Below are 17964 nucleotides of genomic sequence, written 5' to 3' on the forward strand. Positions count from 1 at the left end.
CCCTGCGTGTCTGTCGAAAGGGCCATTTCCGGTGTCACTCGCCGGGCACGAGTGGGAGCGGCACCTGATTAGGGCTTCGGCCCCCACCCGTCGTCGTTACGGTGCACCGGGATGGTGGTTTATCTGCTTTCGGCCTGCTGGTTGCCTTCCGCCGGGGGCAGCAGACCCTTGGCGCGCAGCTTGGCCCTCTTTTTCCTGCGGTGACGACGGCGATCCAGCTCCCTGCGACGTTCGATCCTCTTGTGACGTGCCATTCAAGCCTCCTCGTTCCACATGCGATTTATCAAACACAGAGCCGGCCCATGAGACCGGCTCCCGTTAATACCCCAAGTCAAAGGGTTTTCTTTTAGCGAAACCGACCCGGATCGTCAACGGGAATCTGCCGGATCCGTCTGGCTGCTCTGGCTGATGAAGGTCTCCATGTTGCGGCAGTCCTGGAAGGCCTGGAGTACTTCCGGCATCCCTTGCATCCTCAACGGGCCCAGAAATTCGGCGGTGAGGTGATGGACCCGAATTTCCTCCTCGTTCCTTTCCCGGGGTGGGGCGTCGAAGCTTTGCAGAAATCGAGCGAAACGCACCACATGGATCAACTCGTGGGTCACGATGTAGGTGGCCAGGGGGAGCAGGCGGATGTGGGGGTCCCGCGCAAGGGCTCTTCGGATCACGTGGTCCTGAAGGCAGATCTTGAAGTAGTCCCCATGCTTACTCGCCAAGAGCTTTTCATGGGGTTGGCGTGCGTAGCGCCGGATCTGGGCGAAGGCGCTGTCGGTGATCTCTTCCGGCCGCAGGTCTTTGAGCGACTGGATATCGTAGCGGTACCTTTTCCAATCGGAAGTGGAAATCCTGAAGCGATCTCCTATGAGCTCTTCGGCAATGCGAATCGCCTCGGTCAGAACGGGAATCTCTTTCTGGCTGAACGGCGATCGTTCCATGGGGCTCCTGCGTTCTTACAGTCACGGGAAAGGCCGCCGACCTTGGTATGAAGGCCCTCGTTCGCGCTCGTTTCGAGCGTTGAAAAAATATAGGTTACGCCACAAAAAATCAAAGAATACCTCTGGAATCCTCCCGGGCGCAGAACGTTCTTTGGGTTTGCTTTTTGCCCCGCTATAATGAAGGCCGCATGTTCCCATTCCCCATGACCCCTTACGACGGAGAGGCGGGCAGTGAAACGGCTTGGTACTCCCATTCCCGATCTGGTGCTTTTGGAGCCCCGGGTTTTTGAAGACGAGCGGGGCTTTTTCTTCGAAAGCTACAACAAACGAGTGCTTGCGGATCTTGGGCTTTGCCAGGAGTTTGTTCAGGACAACCATTCCAGGTCCCGGCGAGGGGTTCTCCGGGGCCTCCATTACCAGATGCCACAGCCCCAAGGAAAGCTGGTGCGGGTGGTGACGGGCGAAATCTTCGATGTGGCGGTGGATCTTCGCCGCTCCTCACCCACTTTTTTGCAGTGGTACGGGGTAAAGCTTTCCGCGGAGAACAAACTCCAGCTCTATGTCCCGGAGGGATTCGCCCACGGCTTTCTGACTTTGAGTGAATGGGCTGAAGTGCTCTACAAGACCACCGATTTTTACGCTCCCCAATACGAAAGATGCATCCGATGGGACGATCCCCAACTCCGGATCGAGTGGCCCCTGGATCCGGGCGTGCAGCCGGTGGTCTCCCCAAAAGATGCGGCGGGGGTCCCGGTGGAGAAAGCGGATCTTTTTCCGTGACCCAAGGTGAGGAGTGGGAATGCGTACGGTTCTCGTTACAGGGGCTGGTGGCCAACTGGGTTGGGAGTTGCAGCGTTGCCATCGGCAGGGCCTCCGGCTGGTGGCGCTTCCGCGCGCCGAACTGGATGTGACCCGGCCGGACCAGGTGCGGCGGGCTTTGGAACACATTCGGCCTCAAGTGGTGGTCAACGCGGCGGCCTACACGGCCGTGGACCGGGCGGAATCGGATCCGGAGGCGGCCTTTCTCATCAACCGGGATGGAGCGGCCCACCTGGCCCAGCAGTGCAGCCGGCAACGCATCCGGCTTCTGCATGTTTCCACGGACTTTGTTTTCGACGGAAACGCAAGCCGTCCCTACAAACCCACCGATCCGACCCATCCCCTGGGAGTTTATGGCCGGAGCAAGAGGGCCGGCGAGGAGGCGGTCTTGGAGCTTCATCCCGGCGGGTCCACGGTAGTGAGAACGGCATGGCTCTATTCCGAGCATGGATCCAATTTTGTGAAGACCATGCTGAAGCTCTTCTCCCAGCGGGAGGAAGTGGCGGTGGTTTGTGACCAGGTGGGAACCCCCACGTGGGCCCATGATCTGGCGCGATTCTTATCACACCTGGCCTTCCTGGACGATGCGCCGTCCATCGTCCATTTCACCGATGCCGGTGTGGCATCCTGGTACGATCTGGCCGTGGCCGTGGAAGAAGAAACGCGGGCGGCAAGAGGCCGCCGGGTTCGCGTGCGGCCCATCCCCAGCGCGGCCTACCCCACACCGGCGAAGCGGCCCAACTACAGTGTTCTGGACAAGGAAGAAACCTGGAAGCTCTGGCCGGAAGAGCCGCTCCATTGGAGGGAGACCCTCCGGCGCATGTTATCCCGCCTTCCATGATGCCACCTGGATACATGGGCCAAGCGGCTCTATTGCATGGCACGGCATCACCGCCTTGAGACCGAGGCCCCAAGGGTTCCGATCAGGAAAGGGGCCTTTGGTCGGCTCGGCGGGCCCATGCGTCTTCCCGCAAGGCCTTAGAGGCGTGTACCCGCTTGGAAAAAATGTTCGCGGTATTGGTCGGCTCGGCGTCGGAACATCCGGGGCAAGGCCACATCATCCACGCTCCGCACGGGCAGCACGCCCATGAGGGAGTTGGTGGTCCAAAGCGCCTCATAAGAAGAAAGGTCCCCTGGGGTGACGGCGGCACGGGTCACCTGCCAGCCGTCTTTTGAAAACATCCGAGCGATCCTCTCTTCCGCAGTTCCCGGAAGCCGGAAGGGGCTGGCGGAAAGTGTGCAGACGCCTTCGTTCAGGAAGATCAGGGAGCCGGTGCTGGTCTCGGCCAAGGTACCGTTGGGGTCCGTGAGGAGCGCCTCATGGAAGCCGGTGTCGCGCGCCATTTGCCTGGCCTGGAGATAGAGCAGGTAGTTGCAGGTCTTGAAGGCGGCGAGAGCGGAGGTGAAGGGCGATTTCACCAGGTGCAGCCGCCAGCCCGATTCGCACTCCCGGCGGGTGGGGGGGTGGTAGGGAGCCGCCATGGCCAGCAGGGTGGGGGAGGCCGGGGTGGGGAGCCCGAGATCCATGGCCCGTCCCCGGGTGATCTGGATTCTGAGGCGGGCCGGCCCGGCGGTGAGGCCGTTCTTTTTCAGTAGATTTTCCAATAGGTCCCGCCACCGGGAGATGTCTCTTAGCGACGGGAAGGCGTTTTCGGGCGTCAACCGCAGCTGCCCGGACGCTTTTCGAAGCCTTTCCAGATGGTCGGCCACGTAGAGCACGTTCCCGTTCTGAGCCCGCAGCGTTTCGAACAAGCCGTCGCCGTAGAGGAAGCCTCGGTCCAGGGGCGAAATCCGGGCGTCTGCTTCCGCCACGAATGAGCCGTTCAGCCACACCACGCGATCCGGACTGTCGGTCATGGATCTCCTCCGGTTTCCCGTTCCCATCTTTTCAGGAGATGAAAAAAAGTCCGCCCCTTGTGCAGCGTTTCCTGATACTCCGCCTCTTCGTCGGAATCGTAGACCACGCCCCCTCCCACGGCCAAGTGCAGCATCCCGTCCTTCAAGATGGCGGTTCGGATCGCGATGTTCAGGTCCATGTTTTCGTGCCAGCCCAGGTACCCGATGGATCCCGTGTAGACGTGGCGTACGTGCTTTTCCAGCTCGTCGATGATTTCCATGGCCCGGATCTTGGGGCATCCTGTGATGGATCCGCCCGGAAAAGTGGCCCGAAGAACCTGTCCATGGGTGGTGCCTTCTTTCAGGCGCCCCTCCACAATGGAGATCAGGTGGTGCACGTTTTCGTAGGATTCCACCTTCTTATGGTGGCGGACCACCACGGATCGACGGCGGCAAACCCGGCCCAGGTCGTTTCTCAAAAGGTCCACGATCATGGACAGCTCCGCGTCATCTTTGGGATGGATGATCAGGTCCCGGAGGTTTTCCGCGTCCTCTCCAGCCGTTTTACCCCGGGGCCGGGTGCCTTTGATCGGCCGGGTTTCGATGAGATCCCCCCTGCGGTAGAGAAAGCGCTCCATGGACGTGCTGAGCACCCGATGGCCGGGGGCGTGGATGTGGGCGAAGAAGGGGGCCGGGTTTTTCTGGAACAAGGCGGTCCAAAATCGCCAGGGATCTCCTGCAAAGGGAGCGGTAAACCGTTGGGACAAGTTCACCTGGTAGACGTGTCCCTGGCGGATGTAGCGCCGAATGGCCGCCACGGCCCTCAGGTATTCGCCGTGGCTGAAATCGCTGAAGGCTTGGCCTACGCCGTCCACCAGGTCCGGGGCCTTGACGGACGGGCCCCAAGGGGCCTCAGGAACAGTCCCGGCCTGGTCTTCCAAGGCGAAACGGATGTGGATCGTCCGGGAGCTGGCCCGGTCGTAGACCAGGATATCGCCCGGAATGAAAAGGTACATGTCCGGCAGGTTGAGATCATCTCGCGCGGTCTGGGGCAGTCTTTCCAGGGTGTTCTTGAGCTCATAGGCCAAATAGCCCACGGCACCGCCTGCAAAGGGTTCTGGGGCTGGAAGGTCGGTCGGGGTCGTGAGCTTGAGGAAGTCATCCAGCGCATGGAAGGGATTGGCCCGGAAGGTGTGTGCCTTGGTGGGCAGTTCCAAGCGTACCCGATGTCCCTTAGCCGATAGCACCGCCAGGGGGTTCCAGCAGGCCAGGCAATAACGGCTGCAGTCCAAACAACCGCCGCTCATGAGAACGGCGCTGTGGATTCTTTGTCCAATCGCTTTGGCCCTGTCCAGGAAAGATGGGTCCGTCTCCTGTTCTGAAACCACATGGGAGGACAGGTGCACCGCGGGCTTTAAGATCTCATCAAGACCTTTCACGGCCGGGCCTCCAACATCTCGGACCCGGGCGGCTCGGGCCTCAACCAGCGGGGAAAGCGGGACTTCTGCGGTGCAAGAAGGTCTGCGTCCGGGCAAAAGTTGGGATGGAGGGACAGAAAATTGGCCATGACCTCCAAGCCAAATTCCGACAGAAACGATTCGGGATGGAATTGCACGCCCCACACCGGCAGGCTCTGATGGCGGAGAGCCATGAGCACGCCGTCGTCGGCCCAGGCGGTTGGCACCAGAACCGGGGGCACATCGGCACATTGGAGGGAATGATAGCGGGCCACCCAGAAGGGAGAGGGGATCCCGGAAAACATGGGATCGTGTCCATGGTGAATCCGGCAGCGTTTGCCGTGCAGCGGGACAGGGGCGCGGGTGGTTTGGCCTCCGTAGGCCTCGTTGATCACTTGCATCCCCAGGCACACTCCCAGGATCGGTGTCGTTTCCTGAAAGGCCCGCACAACCTGGATACTGATGCCGGCATGGCGGGGATCCTTTGGGCCCGGTGAGATGCAGATCCAATCCGGGCGCATCCGGGATAGGTCCTGGAGGGTCACCACGTCGTGGCGATAGACCCGCACGTCGATCTGGAATTCGAGAAAGAGTTGGTACAGGTTGTAGGTGAAGGAATCGTAGTTGTCGATGAGCACCAGCTGCATGGTGTCCCCTCCCCAAAAAAAGAAGCCACCCCGCCCTGGAGGCTGGGTGGCTTGAATGGCCTGACATACCTCAATCATCTTTATGCCAGGGGGGGACGGCCTTGTCAAGAAGTGGCGAGAACGAGGGAATCCATGCGCGCTCCTTTGCGTATCCATTGCACATGGCGAAACCCCGCCCATTTTAGGTCTTCCGCCACCTCCTCGAAGGTGTAGGTGTCGCCCCCGGCGGTGTTGGCCAGCATGTTGATGGCAAAAAGGGCGCCCGCCGCCGGCCAGGTTCTATCTGAATCCATGATGTGGTCTCGGATGAGCAGACCGCCTTCGGGTTGCAAGGCCCGTTGGATCTTTTGGAAAAGCGTTCGGTTTTCTTCACGGCTGTTCTGATGGATGATGGCCGACAGTAGAGCCAGGTCGCAGCCGGATGGAAGTTCATCGTTGTAGAAATCTCCCGCAACCAGCGTCACGCGATCCAGCAGTCGTGCCTGCGCCAGCCTTTCTTGGGCCATGGGGATCACGTCGGGCAGATCGAACAGGACGGCTCTCATGGACGGGTTTTCTTCCAGGAACGCTATGGTGTAGGTGCCCGATCCCCCTCCGATGTCCAAAAGGCTGCGGTAAGGGCTCAGGTCCAGGGAGCGGGCGATCTCACGCGCCAGGTTCCGCCCCACCACGTGCATAGCCCCGATGAAGGCCTTTAGGGATTCAGGTCCCGAAGCCGTGGGGGCTTTGCGCTGCGCGTTGGTTCCTTCTTGCACGGTACGAGTGAGGTGGTGCCAATTGTCCCACACATGATTCATGTGAAGCACCATGGGCAAAACGCTCTCGGGGTGGCGGGCCGAAAAGACCGCCCCTTCTTCCGTCAGGCGGTAGGCGCCGTCTTCTTTTGCCAGGTGCCCGAAGGTGACCAGGCAGTCCAAAAGGCGGCTCAGGGCTCGCAGGTCGGTTCCCGTCTTTTCCGCCAGTTGCTCGGCGGACAGGGGCCCGTCGTGCAAGGCCGTGAACACATCCAATTCCGCCGCGGTGAGGAGAATGCGGCTCTTCATAAAACCGCGGACCGGTTCCAAAGGATCGGGGCTGGATGCCATGGGATCTCCTTTTCTGGGTGAAAGGCTCTCATTTTTGAATCACGCAAGAACCGATATCCCAGGCCCGGAGAGCCGTCAACCCGCATGTGGCAACGCGTTTTCGGAAAGGCCATCCGTCACGTTCCCCCATGAACGATACGCCGAGGCCATCGACTGCAGTCGCTGTCATCACGATTATGACCGCTCTGGAGCCAACCTGGGGGGGGGAGGAGCAGAAATGTTCCACCTGCCATACGGCGGTGGCTGACGGGAACGCCGTCCCCCTCAAGAGGGCTTTCCACCTGCAATGCAAATCGTGTGATGAACGGTTGAACAGCCGGGAAGGGATGAACCTGCCGGTGATGTGCGGCCAGTGCCACAAGCCCTGAGAGTGGCCCGGGGCCGACAGCGACACGGCAAACGCAACGCTGCGGGGGGCGAACGGCCCCCCGTTTTTTGTGGTCGCCCCATGGCTCGGCCCCACCTCAAGTTCTGGCTTGACTTTTGTCCCGGCAGACCGCATGAGGTAGCGGACTGAAAAAATCATCGTTTCTAGGAGGTAAGGAATGGAACGGACCTTGTCGATCATTAAGCCCGATGGAGTGGAACGCGGTCTCGTTGGTGAGGTGATCACGCGATTTGAAAAGGCGGGCATCCGGATTGCGGCCATGAAGATGCGCCATCTGACCAAGAAGGAAGCGGAAGCCTTTTACGCGGTACACCGGGAAAGGCCCTTCTTCGACAGCCTCACCACCTACATGTCATCGGGGCCCGTGGTCGTGATGGTGTTGGAAGGGGACCAGGTGATCCAGAAGAACCGGGAGATCATGGGAGCCACCAATCCGGCGGATGCCGCCCCGGGAACCATTCGCAAGGATTTTGCCCTGGACGTGGAAAAGAACACCGTCCATGGATCGGACGCCCCCGAAACGGCGCAAAAGGAAATCGCGTTTTTCTTCTCCGAGCTGGAAATCTGTTCCTGATCCCTTGGGGCATTCCCGCGTTCCTTCCAGGGGATTGCCTGACAATGGCCTTTCGGCCTTTTGTGGCTTTCTGACCGGTTGAAATTTCACCGGCCCCGTGGTGCTTTTTGAATTCTCGGCCAGCTTTTTAGGGGCGGGGTCAAAACCCGCCCCTATCTGCTGCAATGCAGGCCGGCAGCACGGGCCCGCCTGGTAGTCCCAACTTTCCATCCGCCCACGATGGAAACAACCTCCACGTTCTCGGAAAAGCTCCTTTCAGGGGCTTGCCTGCCCGGGCCTGCCTTGAAGGCACGTGGTGTCCAGGTTGTTTTGAAAGCCAGGGGCTTCCTTCTTCGTTCGTCGCTGCGGGGCTCCAGCGCCGCGACTCAATGGCCCATGGGGCGTCCGGGGGCTCTCCGGCGGATCCGATGGGCTGCGCTACGAGAAATCCTTGCATCCCCAGCGCTTACGGAGAGTCTCCTGGAGCCGGCGAACCTTCTCGTGACTCACTCCAACCTCTGTGGCATACTGCACCCACTCGCTGTGAAAATGATCCGCGCCTCCAGAAGGGAAACGGGACCGCCGGGTACCAAAAGGGATTGGCAGCCAGGAGTTGGACGATGATGGCAGGACGAAGACGGTGGGTTGGGGCCCTGTTGGGGATCTGCTTTCTGTGGAGTTCTTTCGCCATGGCTACGAGCGCCCAGTCGGAGCCTTCGGCGCCCGCTCAGGTGGTTCCCTACGTGGCGCCACCCAACCACCTGGACCTGTGCGGCGAGCCGGTTCCGCTCCATATCCAGGATGTGTGGGAGCGTTTCGATCGTGAGTTCACCATCCTGGTCTATGCACACGCCCAGGTCTATCTGTGGCTCAAAAGGGCCGAACGCTTTTTTCCCTGGTTCGAGGAAGAACTCAAACGGCGCAATCTCCCGCTGGATCTCAAATACGTGGCCGTAGCGGAGAGCGATCTTCAGCATGCGGCCTATTCGCCCATGGGAGCTGCCGGCATGTGGCAGTTTATCCCGGGTACGGGGCGGCGTTATGGCCTGGATAAGAGTAGGGCGCTGGATGAACGCTACGACTTCGAGCTGGCCACGGACAGTGCCCTTCGCTACCTCAAAGATCTCTATGACATGTTCCAGAACTGGACCTTGGCCATCGCCGCCTATAACTGCGGCGAAAAGCGCGTTCAGCAGGAGATCGAGCGCCAGAAGGTGCGCGATTATTACCAATTGAAGCTCCCGGCGGAAACCGAACGATACATCTTCCGGATCCTGGCTATCAAAGCCATCCTGTCCAGTCCGGAAAAGTATGGGTACGCGCTGCCGGAAGGGGCCGGCTATCCGCAGGAGACCTTCGACTATGTGGAGGCGGTGCTCAAATACCCCGTACCCATCCAGGCCCTGGCGGAAAAGGCGGGCATCACCTACCGCGAATTCAAGCGCCTCAACCCGGCGTTCATTTCCCAGGTGGTCCCCAGGGGGCACTACCGGTTTCGGTTGCCCCAGGGCCGGGGCGCCCCGTTTCGCGAGAATCTGACGGCGTTCCTCGACGCCTTCAAACCCAAGGAGATTGTCTACCGGGTTAAGAGAGGGGATACCCTGACGAGGATCGCCAAGCGCTACGGCGTACGAGTCTCACAGATCAAGCGATGGAACCGGCTTAAAGGTTCCACCATCCGGGTGAACCAAAGGTTGGTCATCCGGCGTTAATGACCGAAGACCCGGGCGACTCTCGGTCCTTGACAACCGCGCGGCGGCCCCACTACGATGCGGCATGGACTGAGAAATGGGTTAGATAACAGGAGTTTAACCACATGGACCGCCTCATCCAACAGGCTGCGGATCGGCTTTTGAGCAGTGCCTGGGCCGTGGCGCTCACAGGAGCGGGGATCTCCGTGGAGAGCGGAATCCCTGACTTTCGAAGCCCGGGTGGGCTGTGGTCCAAGTACGATCCCATGGAATACGGGGATATCCAGTCTTTTCGGCGCAATCCCGGGAAGGTGTGGCGGATGTTGCTGGACATGGACCACCTGCTCCAGAGCGCCGCTCCCAACCCGGCCCATTACGCTCTGGCCAGATTGGAACAGGAAAAGATCCTGAAAGGGGTTGTGACGCAGAACGTGGACAGCTTGCACCAGCGGGCCGGCAGCCGGAAGGTGGTGGAGTTCCACGGGCATGGTCGAAGCGCTCGATGCGATGGGTGCGGCAGGCATTTCCCGCGGGAGCATCTGGACCTGAAGGAGCTGCCGCCCCGTTGTCCATGTGGCGGTCCCATTCGGCCCAATTTTGTCTTCTTCGGAGAAGCCATTCCCGTGGAGGCCCAGAACGAGGCCCTCCGATGGGTGGAGCGCTGCGATGTCTTGTTGGTGGTGGGGACGTCCGCCACGGTGGCTCCGGCCTCTCATCTGCCGATCATCGCCAAGGGCCGCGGTGCCTTCATTATCGAAATCAATCCCCAGGAATCGGATTTGACGCCAACACTGACGGATCTGTACATTGGTGAGCCCGCCGGCCGTGCCTTGTCCGCTCTCGTTTCGGCCATGGGCCTTTGAACCGACGGCAAGGAAAGCGAGTGGAAACCTGATGATGAATCTAGCCCTTCTTCCAACCGTTTTGACAACCGTGGCTCTGGCATCGCCCTACCAGAGGGCTGGCAATGGTGTGAGCGACATGATTCGCCACGCCGGTCCCTTGGTGAAGGTGGTCCTGCTCCTTTTGCTGGTGATGTCCCTGGTCTGCTGGGGCATCGCCTTGGTGAAATGGCGCCTGTTTCGCCGAGCGGAGAAACAATCGGAGCAATTCTACGAGCTCTACCGGCAGAAGAAGAACTTTGCAAATCTGTACCGGGAGAGCCAGCTGCTGGATGAGAGCTATCTGGCTCAAGTCTTTCGCAGTGGCTATGTGGAATGGAGCCGGCTGAGCAAGACGCTGGAGGTGGGCAATCCCGGGGAGGGGGCCTTGAACGGGGTGGAAGACGCTCTGGAGACCGTGGAGCGCACCATGGAAGGTTCCATGCTCCTGGAAAGACGACGTCTGGAGCGGTTTCTGCCCTTTCTGGCCACCACCGGAAATACCGCCCCCTTCATCGGCCTGTTCGGCACGGTCTGGGGCATCATGACCTCCTTTCAGGAGATCGGTTTGAAAGGGGCGGCCAACCTGGCGGTCGTGGCTCCCGGCATCTCCGAGGCCTTGGTTGCCACCGCGGTGGGGCTGACGGCGGCCATCCCGGCCGTTGTCTTCTACAACCACTTCATCAACAAGGTTCAGGGCATCGACGGGCAAATGCGCTACTTTGCCTCCGACTTCTACAGCCTGATGAAGCGCGAGTGGATGCGCCGTTCTTACTACGGAGCACGGGCGGCGGAGGAATCGCCCGCCGGGGAGCGCACCGGAATAGCCAGCGGGTGATGGGCCATGAAGATCCCGGAATCTCGACAACGACTCATGTCTGAAATCAACGTGACGCCCTTCGTGGACGTCATGCTGGTGCTGCTGATCATCTTCATGGTGACCGCTCCCATGATGATGCAGGGCATCGATGTGAACCTTCCCGAGGTGGAGGCCCCGGCGATCCCAACGGAGCAGGAGCGGTTGGTGGTGACCATCGACGCCCAAAAAAAGGTGTACATCAACGAGTATCCCGTGGCGTTGGATGTGCTGGGACCCAAACTGGCGGCCATCTACCGCAATACGGGCGGGACCCAAGGGGTGTTCTTGCGTTCCGATGCGGCCATTCCCTACGGATACGTGATGCACGTCATGAGCCTGATCCGGCAGGCGGGCATCGATCAGATCGGTCTGGTGACGGAACCGGTGGGCGCCCCTGCGGAGAGCCGCGGTGATTGAGGGGACATGATGGTGGACGGTTCGACGGGATTTTCGCGCCTGCGCCTGCCCAAAGAAGACGTGGTGCTGGGCCTGGGGATATCCTTTGTGGTCCATGTGTTCCTTGCCGCCGCGGTCTTCTGGCTGCCCCAGGTGCTTCCCCGCAGGACCTATGAAATTCCCTTCTACACCGTCAAGCTGGTCTCGCCGGCGGACGTGGGGCTGCCATCTCAGGCTCCTCCTTCCCGATCATCGAGCCGGGGGAAGGCACCCGCCGTTTCCAAGCCCAAGACGGCCCGGAAAGGGTTCCGGCCGCCGCCCGTGGTGCCGGTCAAGAGGCTGGGTGAGGTCTTCAAACCCAAGGAAACCGAGGTCCATAAGCTGAACGCGCCGCTTTCTCCCCAGGTGGCCCCCGTGGAGAAGCCTTCCATCGAAGAGACGGTGGAAAAACTCCTTCCCCAGGAGGTGCCGCGCCGACGGACCGGATCGGCTTCCCAGGGCTCCAAGACCGAGACCCCCGGCCCTCCTTCGTCCCGTTCGGAGCGGGAAGCCCCGGAGGATGAAGACCTGGGCCTGGCCCGTCGGCTCTACTATACGGAGGTGTGGAACGCCATCCGGAGCCAGTGGGCGCTGCCCCGGTCGCTTTTGCAATCACGAAAACTGGAGGCGGTGGTGGTCATTGTGGTCCGACGCGACGGCACGATCGAAGATATCCGCTTCGAGAAGAGATCGGGAAACGCCCTGTTTGACGATTCCGTTTTACGAGCCATCCAGAAGGCCAACCCGCTGCCCAAATTCCCGGATATCTACAGTCCGCCGCGGGATGAGATCGGCATTCGGTTCCGGCCGGAGGACTTGGCTTGAGCTTTCAGGGAGGAGAGCCTTTGGCGAGGAGGAAGCAGCCCACAATGGGAAGACCGCTGGCCGTGTGGCTGACGTTGGCGGTCCTGGTGGCCCTGATGGCGTGGCCGCATCAAGGTGTGGCGGCTGAAAGGGTTTACATCGACATCACCCAACCGAATTTCGTCCGGCTGCCCATAGCGGTTCCCGATCTCCAAGAGGCGGATTCGAGCACCCAGGGGCTGGGGACCTTGCTGGCCTCCGTGGTGGCCAACGACCTGGATCTTTCCGGGTTGTTCCGGGTTCTGGATCCCAAGGGCTTTCTCGGCCCGGAAGCGGCTCCGGGCGTGACGGCGGCGGAGATCCGTTTCGACCGGTGGCGACGAGGGGGGGCGGAATTCCTGGTTCGGGGCCGCTGTGCTCGTTCGAGCACGGGGCTGCGAACCGAATTTCGACTCTACGACGTGGTGGCCCAACGCCTGGTCGTGGGCAAGATCTACGAAGGGCGACGGGAAGACGCGCGCATCATGGCCCATCGGTTCGCCAACGAGATCCTTGCGGCCTTGACCGGCGAGGCGGGCATGTTCGATACGCAGATCGCTTTCGTTCAGGCCAAGGACGGTTCCAAGGAAATCTTCCTCATGGACATTGACGGAGAGAACCTCAAACGGGTCACCGGGGACGGAAGCACCGCTTTGTCTCCGGCCTGGAGCCCCGACGGTCGTCAACTGGCCTACGTGAGCTACTTCGAGGGCACGCCGAGGCTCTATGCGGTGGACCTGTTCAGCGGAACACGGCGGACCCTGTGCGCCTACGCCGGGCTCAACATCTCCCCGGCCTGGAGGCCGGACGGAGAGGCTCTGGCGGTCACCCTTTCCAAAGACGGCAATCCCGACATCTACCTGGTGGATCGAAACGGTCGGGTGCTCCAGCGTCTGGCCGCCAGCTGGGCCATCGATGTGTCGCCCAGCTGGTCTCCCGACGGCACCCGACTTGCCTATGTCTCGGCCGAGACGGGCAATCCGCAGATCTATGTCCTGGATGTGGCCACGGGCAAAAAGGAACGCCTGACCTACCACGGCAAATACAACACGGCTCCCAGCTGGTCTCCCAAGGGGGATTGGATCGCCTACAGCGGCATGGACAAGGGGCGCAACAACATCTACATCATTCGACCTGACGGTTCGGAGATCCGACAACTGACCCATGGCGAGGGTGACAACGAGGCGCCGACCTGGTCGCCGGATGGACGGATGATTGCTTTTAGCTCCACGCGCCAGGGGGGACGCTCCGCCGTGTGGGTCATGCTCTACAACGGCGAGGGAGTCAAACGTCTGACCCGCCTTCCCGGTGAGCAGACGCTTCCGGACTGGTCGCCTCGTATCCGGCGCTAAAGCGTGTTGGAGTGGCCGTTGCCCCCTGCGCCGTCGGGAAGATGGATGCTCCGGGTTCCTGGGAGCTTGTTCCGGAAGGCCGCTTGTGGCCGAGCCGGGAAGGAACTCCGGGACGGAGCGAATGGATAAATGGAGAGCCCGCTTACAGACAGCCGGAATTCCAAACCTGGAAGATGGAGGAAGCCATGCACAAGATCGTGAATCGTATGCTGATCGGGGCGGCCATGGGCTTGCTGATCCTGTCCTTTTCCGCCTGTACCAAGAAGGCGGTGCCTGTGCAGGGGGGGGTGGTTCCCTCGGAGCAGATGCAAACCGAGGCGCCGGGAATGACCAGCACGAGCCGGATCGACGAAGCCACCTGGCAGGCTTTGGGCCTGCGCACAGAACCGGAACGCCGCCGGTTTCTCCAGGCCATGGAACGGTTCGAGAATGAGGATATTTACTTCGAATTCGATTCCTACGTGCTTTTGGAAGAAGCCCGGATGATTCTGGATCGGAAGGTGGAGTTCCTGCGCCGGTACCCCAAGGTTCAGGTCACCATCGAGGGCCACTGCGATGAGCGGGGAACCAGTGAATACAATCTGGCGCTCGGAGAGCGACGGGCCAACAGCGCCTGGCAGTACCTGGTGGATTCCGGCATCGATCCGGCGCGTTTGAGCATGATCAGCTATGGGGAAGAACGGCCGGTGGCCACGGGACATGACGAAGCGTCCTGGGCCAAGAACCGACGGGCGCACTTTGTGATCCATTTCTAACCATCCAACACAGTGGGGGAGACCATGACCGGCAGGATGAGGGCTTTGGGGGGAGCGGCCGTGGCCGCTCTGACGCTCATACTTCTCCAGGGGTGTGTGACAACCCAGCAAACATCCCTGCTCCAGCAAAGTGTCTATTCCCTTCAACAACAGGTTCAGGATCTGGACTCTCGGGTTCAGCGTGTGGAATCGGCCGTCTTTGGCACGGGAGAGGGACAGGGCCCGGGACGCCGAAGCCTGGCGGAGATGAACGCGCGCCTGGACGCCTTGAAGATGGAGGTGGCCAAATTGAAAGGGCAGCTGGAGGAACAGCAGCGGGCTGCGGCGCCGATTCCCGCCCCGACGGCCGCTCCGGCATCTGCCACCCCGGCCCCGTCCGGGACGACCGGAAGCCAGGCCGGGGTTCAGATCGTAACTCCTCCCCAGGATCCCGAAAAGGCCCTTTACAGCCGGTCCTTGGAATCTTTCCAAAAGGGCGACTATGAAAACGCTCTCAAAGGCTTTCGCCAGTTCGTGGATCGGTATCCCCAGTCGGATTTGGCGGATAACGCCCTCTTTTGGATCGGCGAATGCCACTTCATGAAAGGGCGGTACCAGGAAGCCATTGCCGCCTACCAGGACGTCCTGGACCGCTATCCCAAGGGCAACAAAGTGGCCTATGCGCTTCTGAAGCAAGGCGCCGCTTTCGAAAAGCTCGGGGACAAAACCGCCGCCAGGATACTCTACGAACGGGTGATCCAGCAGCATCCTCAGACCCCCCAGGCCGAGATTGCCAAAAAGTGGCTTGAACGGGTTCGGTGAGCGGACGTTTTCGAGCCATCCAGGGTTGCATGCAGATGCCCGCTGATCTCGCCAAGCGGCTTGTCCTGGTGACCCTGCTCGCCTTGGTGGTGGGCGGGGCCCCCGTATGGGCTGCCTCCCCAGAGACTCCTTCCTCCCCGGTGCGCTATGTGCGCCACATCCGATTCGTGGGCGTCAAGGGGCTGTCTCCCAAGGAATTGAAAAAGGTCATGGAGACGCGCGTACGGCGCTTCCGTTGGTTTGGCGGAGAGCCCCTGGATGAGCGTGTCCTGGCCAAAGACCTGGAGCGCATCGAAAAGCTCTATCGGAGTCAGGGCTACTACGATGCCCGGGTGGTCGGCCATCGACTCCTTCCCCTGGTCGGTTCCAACTACATCCTGGAAATAGAGGTGGACGAGGGGCAGCCGGTGCTTGTGGAATCCGTCCAGCTGTTTGTGGACGGAAAAGCAAGCAGCCCGTGGCATAAGGAACTCGTGTCGAACCTTCCCGTGCGCCCCGGGGAGCGTTTCACCACGCCGGCCTACGAGCATATCGACAGGACAATTCGGCGTTTTCTGGCGGAATGGGGATATGCACGGGCGAAGGTCACGACCCGCGGCATCTTGGACAAAAGAGCCCGGAAAGCCCGTCTGCGGGTGGACGTGCAGATGGGGCCTCCCTGTTATTTCGGTCCCATCACGATCGAAGGAAACCGCAAGGTGGATGCGAAAATCATCCGCCGGGAGTTGAACTTTCGGGAGGGGGAACGGTTTCGTACATCCGCCGTGACAGCCGCCCAGCGGCGCCTGATGAACACCCGCCTCTTTTCCTTCGTGAATGTGCAGGTGGTGGAAGAGGGCGATACGGGGCCGCGGCTGCCCATTCACGTCGTGGTCAAGGAAGCCAAGAGCCAGAGCGTGCGCTTTGGCGTGGGCTACGGAACCGAAGACAAATTGCGGGGAATCCTGGGTTGGGAATACCGTAATTTTCTGGGCGGCGGCCGCGATCTCCAGGTCCGTACCAAGGCCAGTTCCCTGGCCCGATATGTGGACGCCCGGCTTCTTCAGCCCCACCTTTTGGGTTTCAACGCCTTTCTTACCTCGTCTGCCGGCTATTCCAGGGAGATCCAAGAAAGCTTTGAGAACGAGCAGTACTATGTCCGCAATCAATGGAATGTGCGGGAATCGGACCGTCTCCTGCTCTACCTGGCTCACAACCTGGAAGCCAACCGGCTTTTGGACCTGAGCCTGGAACCGGATGAGGTCCTGGGCGCGGAGAAGGAAGGCGAAAACTACTTCGTCTCGTCCCTGGTGGCGGGCAGCACCTACCAGCGCGTGGACGACCTGCTGGATCCGCACCGGGGCTGGCAGGTGCTCCAGCGACTGGAATGGGGCAGCGGATGGCTGGCATCGGATGTGAGTTTTCTCAAGTTGAGCCTGGAAGGAAGGGCTTATCTGCCCCTTGACCCGCTGGGGGTATTGGCCATGAGGGCGCGCTGGGGAAGCATCAAGGAATTGGAAGACACGACCTATGTGCCGATTTTCAAGCGCTACTTCACCGGAGGAAGCAATTCGGTACGGGGCTATCCCTACCAGAAACTGGGCCCTCTGGACGATTCGGGCAATCCCTTGGGGGGGCTCACCGTGGTGGAAGCCAACCTGGACTGGCGGTTCCCCTTGAAAAATTCCTGGGAAGGGGTGCTTTTCCTGGATGCGGGAAACGTTTATCCGAGCAGCTATGAACTGGTTTGGGACCAGCTTCGCTTCACCACCGGCGTGGGGCTGCGCTATAAGACACCGGTGGGACCCCTGCGAGTGGACGTGGGCTACCAGCTCAATCCACCCAGTGATGTGCCCTTCAATCGGTATCAGATCCACTTCAGTATCGGCCACGCCTTTTAGGGACCCGCCATGAAACAGCCTGGTGATAGTTGGGGCCCCGGGTTCTCCTCCTGTGGGAGCGCCCAGAGAAAAATGAGGACGGCAAGAAGAAACAGGGGGGTGTCGCCCGCAAGGGGGGCGAAGCAACGCGATTTGCACGCAACGGCCTGAAGCAAGAAGCGGCCGGCGAGGCAACCGGGCCTATGGCGCAGGGCGGTGTGAACGTGCCCACGTCCGGACGGAGGCGGCCACCGATCTTGCCTATCGCAGCAAGGGGCCTTCTTGGAGAAGACCAGAACGAACACAGGGGTAAAACAGATGAAACCGGAAAAGATGACGGGCTTGGAGCTCATGCAGGCCATGGTGGAAGGTGCCGTGCCGCACCCGCCCATTGCCGAGACCGTTCCCATGAGGGGGGTGTCCGCGCAATGGGGTCGGGTCGTTTTTCTTGTCCAAGCGGACCAAAGGCATCTCAACCCGCTGGGCGGGGTCCACGGCGGGTTCGCTGCGACCGTTTTGGATTCGGTGACCGCCTGTGCCGTGCACACCACGCTGGACGCAGGGGCGGGCTACGCCACCATCGATTTGAATGTGAAGATGATTCGGCCCATTCCTTTGGGGACGGAGCTGACCGCCGAAGGGACGGTCCTCAGTGTTACGCGTTCCCTGGGCATCGCCGAAGGGCGCATCCAGGACGAATCCGGAACGCTCTACGCCTTCGCCACAGCCACTTGCATGATCATGGCCCCCCGCTGATGGGCATGAGGGCTC

At 60.8% G+C, this 17964-nt stretch carries 20 protein-coding genes; 14 read left to right on the top strand and 6 right to left on the bottom strand.

Going from position 1 to position 17964, the window contains the following annotated elements; genetic code table 11:
• Window positions 1-119: 119 nt before the first annotated feature.
• On the bottom strand, window positions 120-254 hold the full coding sequence (locus B9A12_RS17735) for a DUF6800 family protein (protein ID WP_281247889.1): 135 nt from the start codon (window positions 252-254) through the stop codon (window positions 120-122).
• A 114-nt stretch (window positions 255-368) separates the two neighbouring features.
• A complete protein-coding gene (locus B9A12_RS02205) occupies window positions 369-932 on the bottom strand; it encodes a hypothetical protein (protein WP_084055899.1) in 564 nt (187 codons plus the stop codon).
• A gap of 231 nt (window positions 933-1163) precedes the next feature.
• Between B9A12_RS02205 and rfbC the strand changes: the two genes are divergently transcribed.
• The gene (gene rfbC, locus B9A12_RS02210; protein WP_084055900.1) at window positions 1164-1712 is read left to right on the top strand and encodes a dTDP-4-dehydrorhamnose 3,5-epimerase; all 549 of its coding nucleotides are present in this window, start codon (window positions 1164-1166) and stop codon (window positions 1710-1712) included.
• Between the two features lie 19 nt (window positions 1713-1731).
• Window positions 1732-2592 (top strand): dTDP-4-dehydrorhamnose reductase, encoded by an 861-nt coding sequence (gene rfbD, locus B9A12_RS02215; RefSeq protein WP_084055901.1) that lies wholly within the window; start codon window positions 1732-1734, stop codon window positions 2590-2592.
• Between the two features lie 137 nt (window positions 2593-2729).
• Here rfbD and B9A12_RS02220 read toward each other — a convergent pair whose 3' ends face one another.
• From B9A12_RS02220 to B9A12_RS02235, 4 genes are all read right to left on the bottom strand, one after another.
• On the bottom strand, window positions 2730-3608 hold the full coding sequence (locus tag B9A12_RS02220; RefSeq protein WP_170920277.1) for an aminotransferase class IV: 879 nt from the start codon (window positions 3606-3608) through the stop codon (window positions 2730-2732).
• The gene (gene pabB, locus B9A12_RS02225; protein ID WP_139796441.1) at window positions 3605-5026 is read right to left on the bottom strand and encodes an aminodeoxychorismate synthase component I; all 1422 of its coding nucleotides are present in this window, start codon (window positions 5024-5026) and stop codon (window positions 3605-3607) included. Before pabB ends, B9A12_RS02220 begins: the two co-directional genes overlap by 4 nt.
• Entirely contained in the window at window positions 5023-5691 is a 669-nt protein-coding gene (locus tag B9A12_RS02230; protein WP_084055903.1) for an anthranilate synthase component II, read from the bottom strand. Before B9A12_RS02230 ends, pabB begins: the two co-directional genes overlap by 4 nt.
• Window positions 5692-5795: 104 nt before the next feature.
• A complete protein-coding gene (locus tag B9A12_RS02235; protein ID WP_084055904.1) occupies window positions 5796-6776 on the bottom strand; it encodes a methyltransferase in 981 nt (326 codons plus the stop codon).
• 176 nt (window positions 6777-6952) lie between these two features.
• On the opposite strand from B9A12_RS02235, the gene B9A12_RS17925 reads away from it, so the two are divergent.
• The 12 genes from B9A12_RS17925 to B9A12_RS02295 all read left to right on the top strand — a co-directional run bounded on the left by B9A12_RS17925 (window position 6953) and on the right by B9A12_RS02295 (window position 17949).
• Window positions 6953-7144, top strand: a complete 192-nt coding sequence (locus tag B9A12_RS17925) for a cytochrome c3 family protein (protein WP_425430176.1) — start codon at window positions 6953-6955, stop codon at window positions 7142-7144.
• A gap of 177 nt (window positions 7145-7321) precedes the next feature.
• Window positions 7322-7738, top strand: a complete 417-nt coding sequence (ndk, locus tag B9A12_RS02245) for a nucleoside-diphosphate kinase (protein WP_084055906.1) — start codon at window positions 7322-7324, stop codon at window positions 7736-7738.
• A gap of 599 nt (window positions 7739-8337) precedes the next feature.
• Entirely contained in the window at window positions 8338-9429 is a 1092-nt protein-coding gene (locus B9A12_RS02250) for a lytic transglycosylase domain-containing protein (protein ID WP_170920278.1), read from the top strand.
• A 104-nt stretch (window positions 9430-9533) separates the two neighbouring features.
• Complete coding sequence (locus B9A12_RS02255) at window positions 9534-10271, top strand: SIR2 family NAD-dependent protein deacylase (RefSeq protein ID WP_084055908.1); 738 nt, start codon at window positions 9534-9536, stop codon at window positions 10269-10271.
• 31 nt (window positions 10272-10302) lie between these two features.
• On the top strand, window positions 10303-11127 hold the full coding sequence (gene tolQ / locus B9A12_RS02260; RefSeq protein WP_245802320.1) for a protein TolQ: 825 nt from the start codon (window positions 10303-10305) through the stop codon (window positions 11125-11127).
• Window positions 11128-11133: 6 nt separating this feature from the next.
• Entirely contained in the window at window positions 11134-11565 is a 432-nt protein-coding gene (gene tolR / locus B9A12_RS02265; RefSeq protein WP_084055909.1) for a protein TolR, read from the top strand.
• A gap of 9 nt (window positions 11566-11574) precedes the next feature.
• Window positions 11575-12408, top strand: a complete 834-nt coding sequence (locus B9A12_RS02270) for an energy transducer TonB (RefSeq protein ID WP_170920279.1) — start codon at window positions 11575-11577, stop codon at window positions 12406-12408.
• Window positions 12409-12452: 44 nt separating this feature from the next.
• Window positions 12453-13778: a Tol-Pal system beta propeller repeat protein TolB gene (gene tolB, locus B9A12_RS02275; RefSeq protein WP_084055911.1), complete on the top strand. Its 1326-nt coding sequence runs from the start codon at window positions 12453-12455 to the stop codon at window positions 13776-13778.
• Window positions 13779-13963: 185 nt separating this feature from the next.
• Window positions 13964-14533, top strand: a complete 570-nt coding sequence (pal, locus tag B9A12_RS02280) for a peptidoglycan-associated lipoprotein Pal (RefSeq protein WP_212636793.1) — start codon at window positions 13964-13966, stop codon at window positions 14531-14533.
• A gap of 24 nt (window positions 14534-14557) precedes the next feature.
• A complete protein-coding gene (gene ybgF, locus B9A12_RS02285) occupies window positions 14558-15334 on the top strand; it encodes a tol-pal system protein YbgF (RefSeq protein WP_084055912.1) in 777 nt (258 codons plus the stop codon).
• Between the two features lie 35 nt (window positions 15335-15369).
• Window positions 15370-17214 (top strand): outer membrane protein assembly factor BamA, encoded by a 1845-nt coding sequence (gene bamA / locus B9A12_RS02290; RefSeq protein WP_170920280.1) that lies wholly within the window; start codon window positions 15370-15372, stop codon window positions 17212-17214.
• A 297-nt stretch (window positions 17215-17511) separates the two neighbouring features.
• Window positions 17512-17949: a PaaI family thioesterase gene (locus tag B9A12_RS02295; protein WP_084055914.1), complete on the top strand. Its 438-nt coding sequence runs from the start codon at window positions 17512-17514 to the stop codon at window positions 17947-17949.
• Window positions 17950-17964 lie beyond the last annotated feature (15 nt).

Source organism: Desulfacinum hydrothermale DSM 13146, assembly GCF_900176285.1.
GTDB classification, from domain to species: Bacteria; Desulfobacterota; Syntrophobacteria; order Syntrophobacterales; family DSM-9756; genus Desulfacinum; species Desulfacinum hydrothermale.

Coding starts and splice junctions, on each gene's coding strand:
- tolR (WP_084055909.1), top strand. CDS start 11,134: ATGAAGATCCCGGAATCTCGACAACGACTCATGTCTGAAATCAACGTG.
- B9A12_RS17735 (WP_281247889.1), bottom strand. CDS start 254: ATGGCACGTCACAAGAGGATCGAACGTCGCAGGGAGCTGGATCGCCGT.
- B9A12_RS02250 (WP_170920278.1), top strand. CDS start 8,338: ATGATGGCAGGACGAAGACGGTGGGTTGGGGCCCTGTTGGGGATCTGC.
- tolB (WP_084055911.1), top strand. CDS start 12,453: ATGGGAAGACCGCTGGCCGTGTGGCTGACGTTGGCGGTCCTGGTGGCC.
- bamA (WP_170920280.1), top strand. CDS start 15,370: ATGCCCGCTGATCTCGCCAAGCGGCTTGTCCTGGTGACCCTGCTCGCC.
- B9A12_RS17925 (WP_425430176.1), top strand. CDS start 6,953: ATGACCGCTCTGGAGCCAACCTGGGGGGGGGAGGAGCAGAAATGTTCC.
- pal (WP_212636793.1), top strand. CDS start 13,964: ATGCACAAGATCGTGAATCGTATGCTGATCGGGGCGGCCATGGGCTTG.
- tolQ (WP_245802320.1), top strand. CDS start 10,303: ATGATGAATCTAGCCCTTCTTCCAACCGTTTTGACAACCGTGGCTCTG.
- B9A12_RS02230 (WP_084055903.1), bottom strand. CDS start 5,691: ATGCAGCTGGTGCTCATCGACAACTACGATTCCTTCACCTACAACCTG.
- ndk (WP_084055906.1), top strand. CDS start 7,322: ATGGAACGGACCTTGTCGATCATTAAGCCCGATGGAGTGGAACGCGGT.
- B9A12_RS02220 (WP_170920277.1), bottom strand. CDS start 3,608: ATGACCGACAGTCCGGATCGCGTGGTGTGGCTGAACGGCTCATTCGTG.
- B9A12_RS02235 (WP_084055904.1), bottom strand. CDS start 6,776: ATGGCATCCAGCCCCGATCCTTTGGAACCGGTCCGCGGTTTTATGAAG.
- B9A12_RS02295 (WP_084055914.1), top strand. CDS start 17,512: ATGAAACCGGAAAAGATGACGGGCTTGGAGCTCATGCAGGCCATGGTG.
- B9A12_RS02205 (WP_084055899.1), bottom strand. CDS start 932: ATGGAACGATCGCCGTTCAGCCAGAAAGAGATTCCCGTTCTGACCGAG.
- B9A12_RS02270 (WP_170920279.1), top strand. CDS start 11,575: ATGGTGGACGGTTCGACGGGATTTTCGCGCCTGCGCCTGCCCAAAGAA.
- ybgF (WP_084055912.1), top strand. CDS start 14,558: ATGACCGGCAGGATGAGGGCTTTGGGGGGAGCGGCCGTGGCCGCTCTG.
- B9A12_RS02255 (WP_084055908.1), top strand. CDS start 9,534: ATGGACCGCCTCATCCAACAGGCTGCGGATCGGCTTTTGAGCAGTGCC.
- rfbD (WP_084055901.1), top strand. CDS start 1,732: ATGCGTACGGTTCTCGTTACAGGGGCTGGTGGCCAACTGGGTTGGGAG.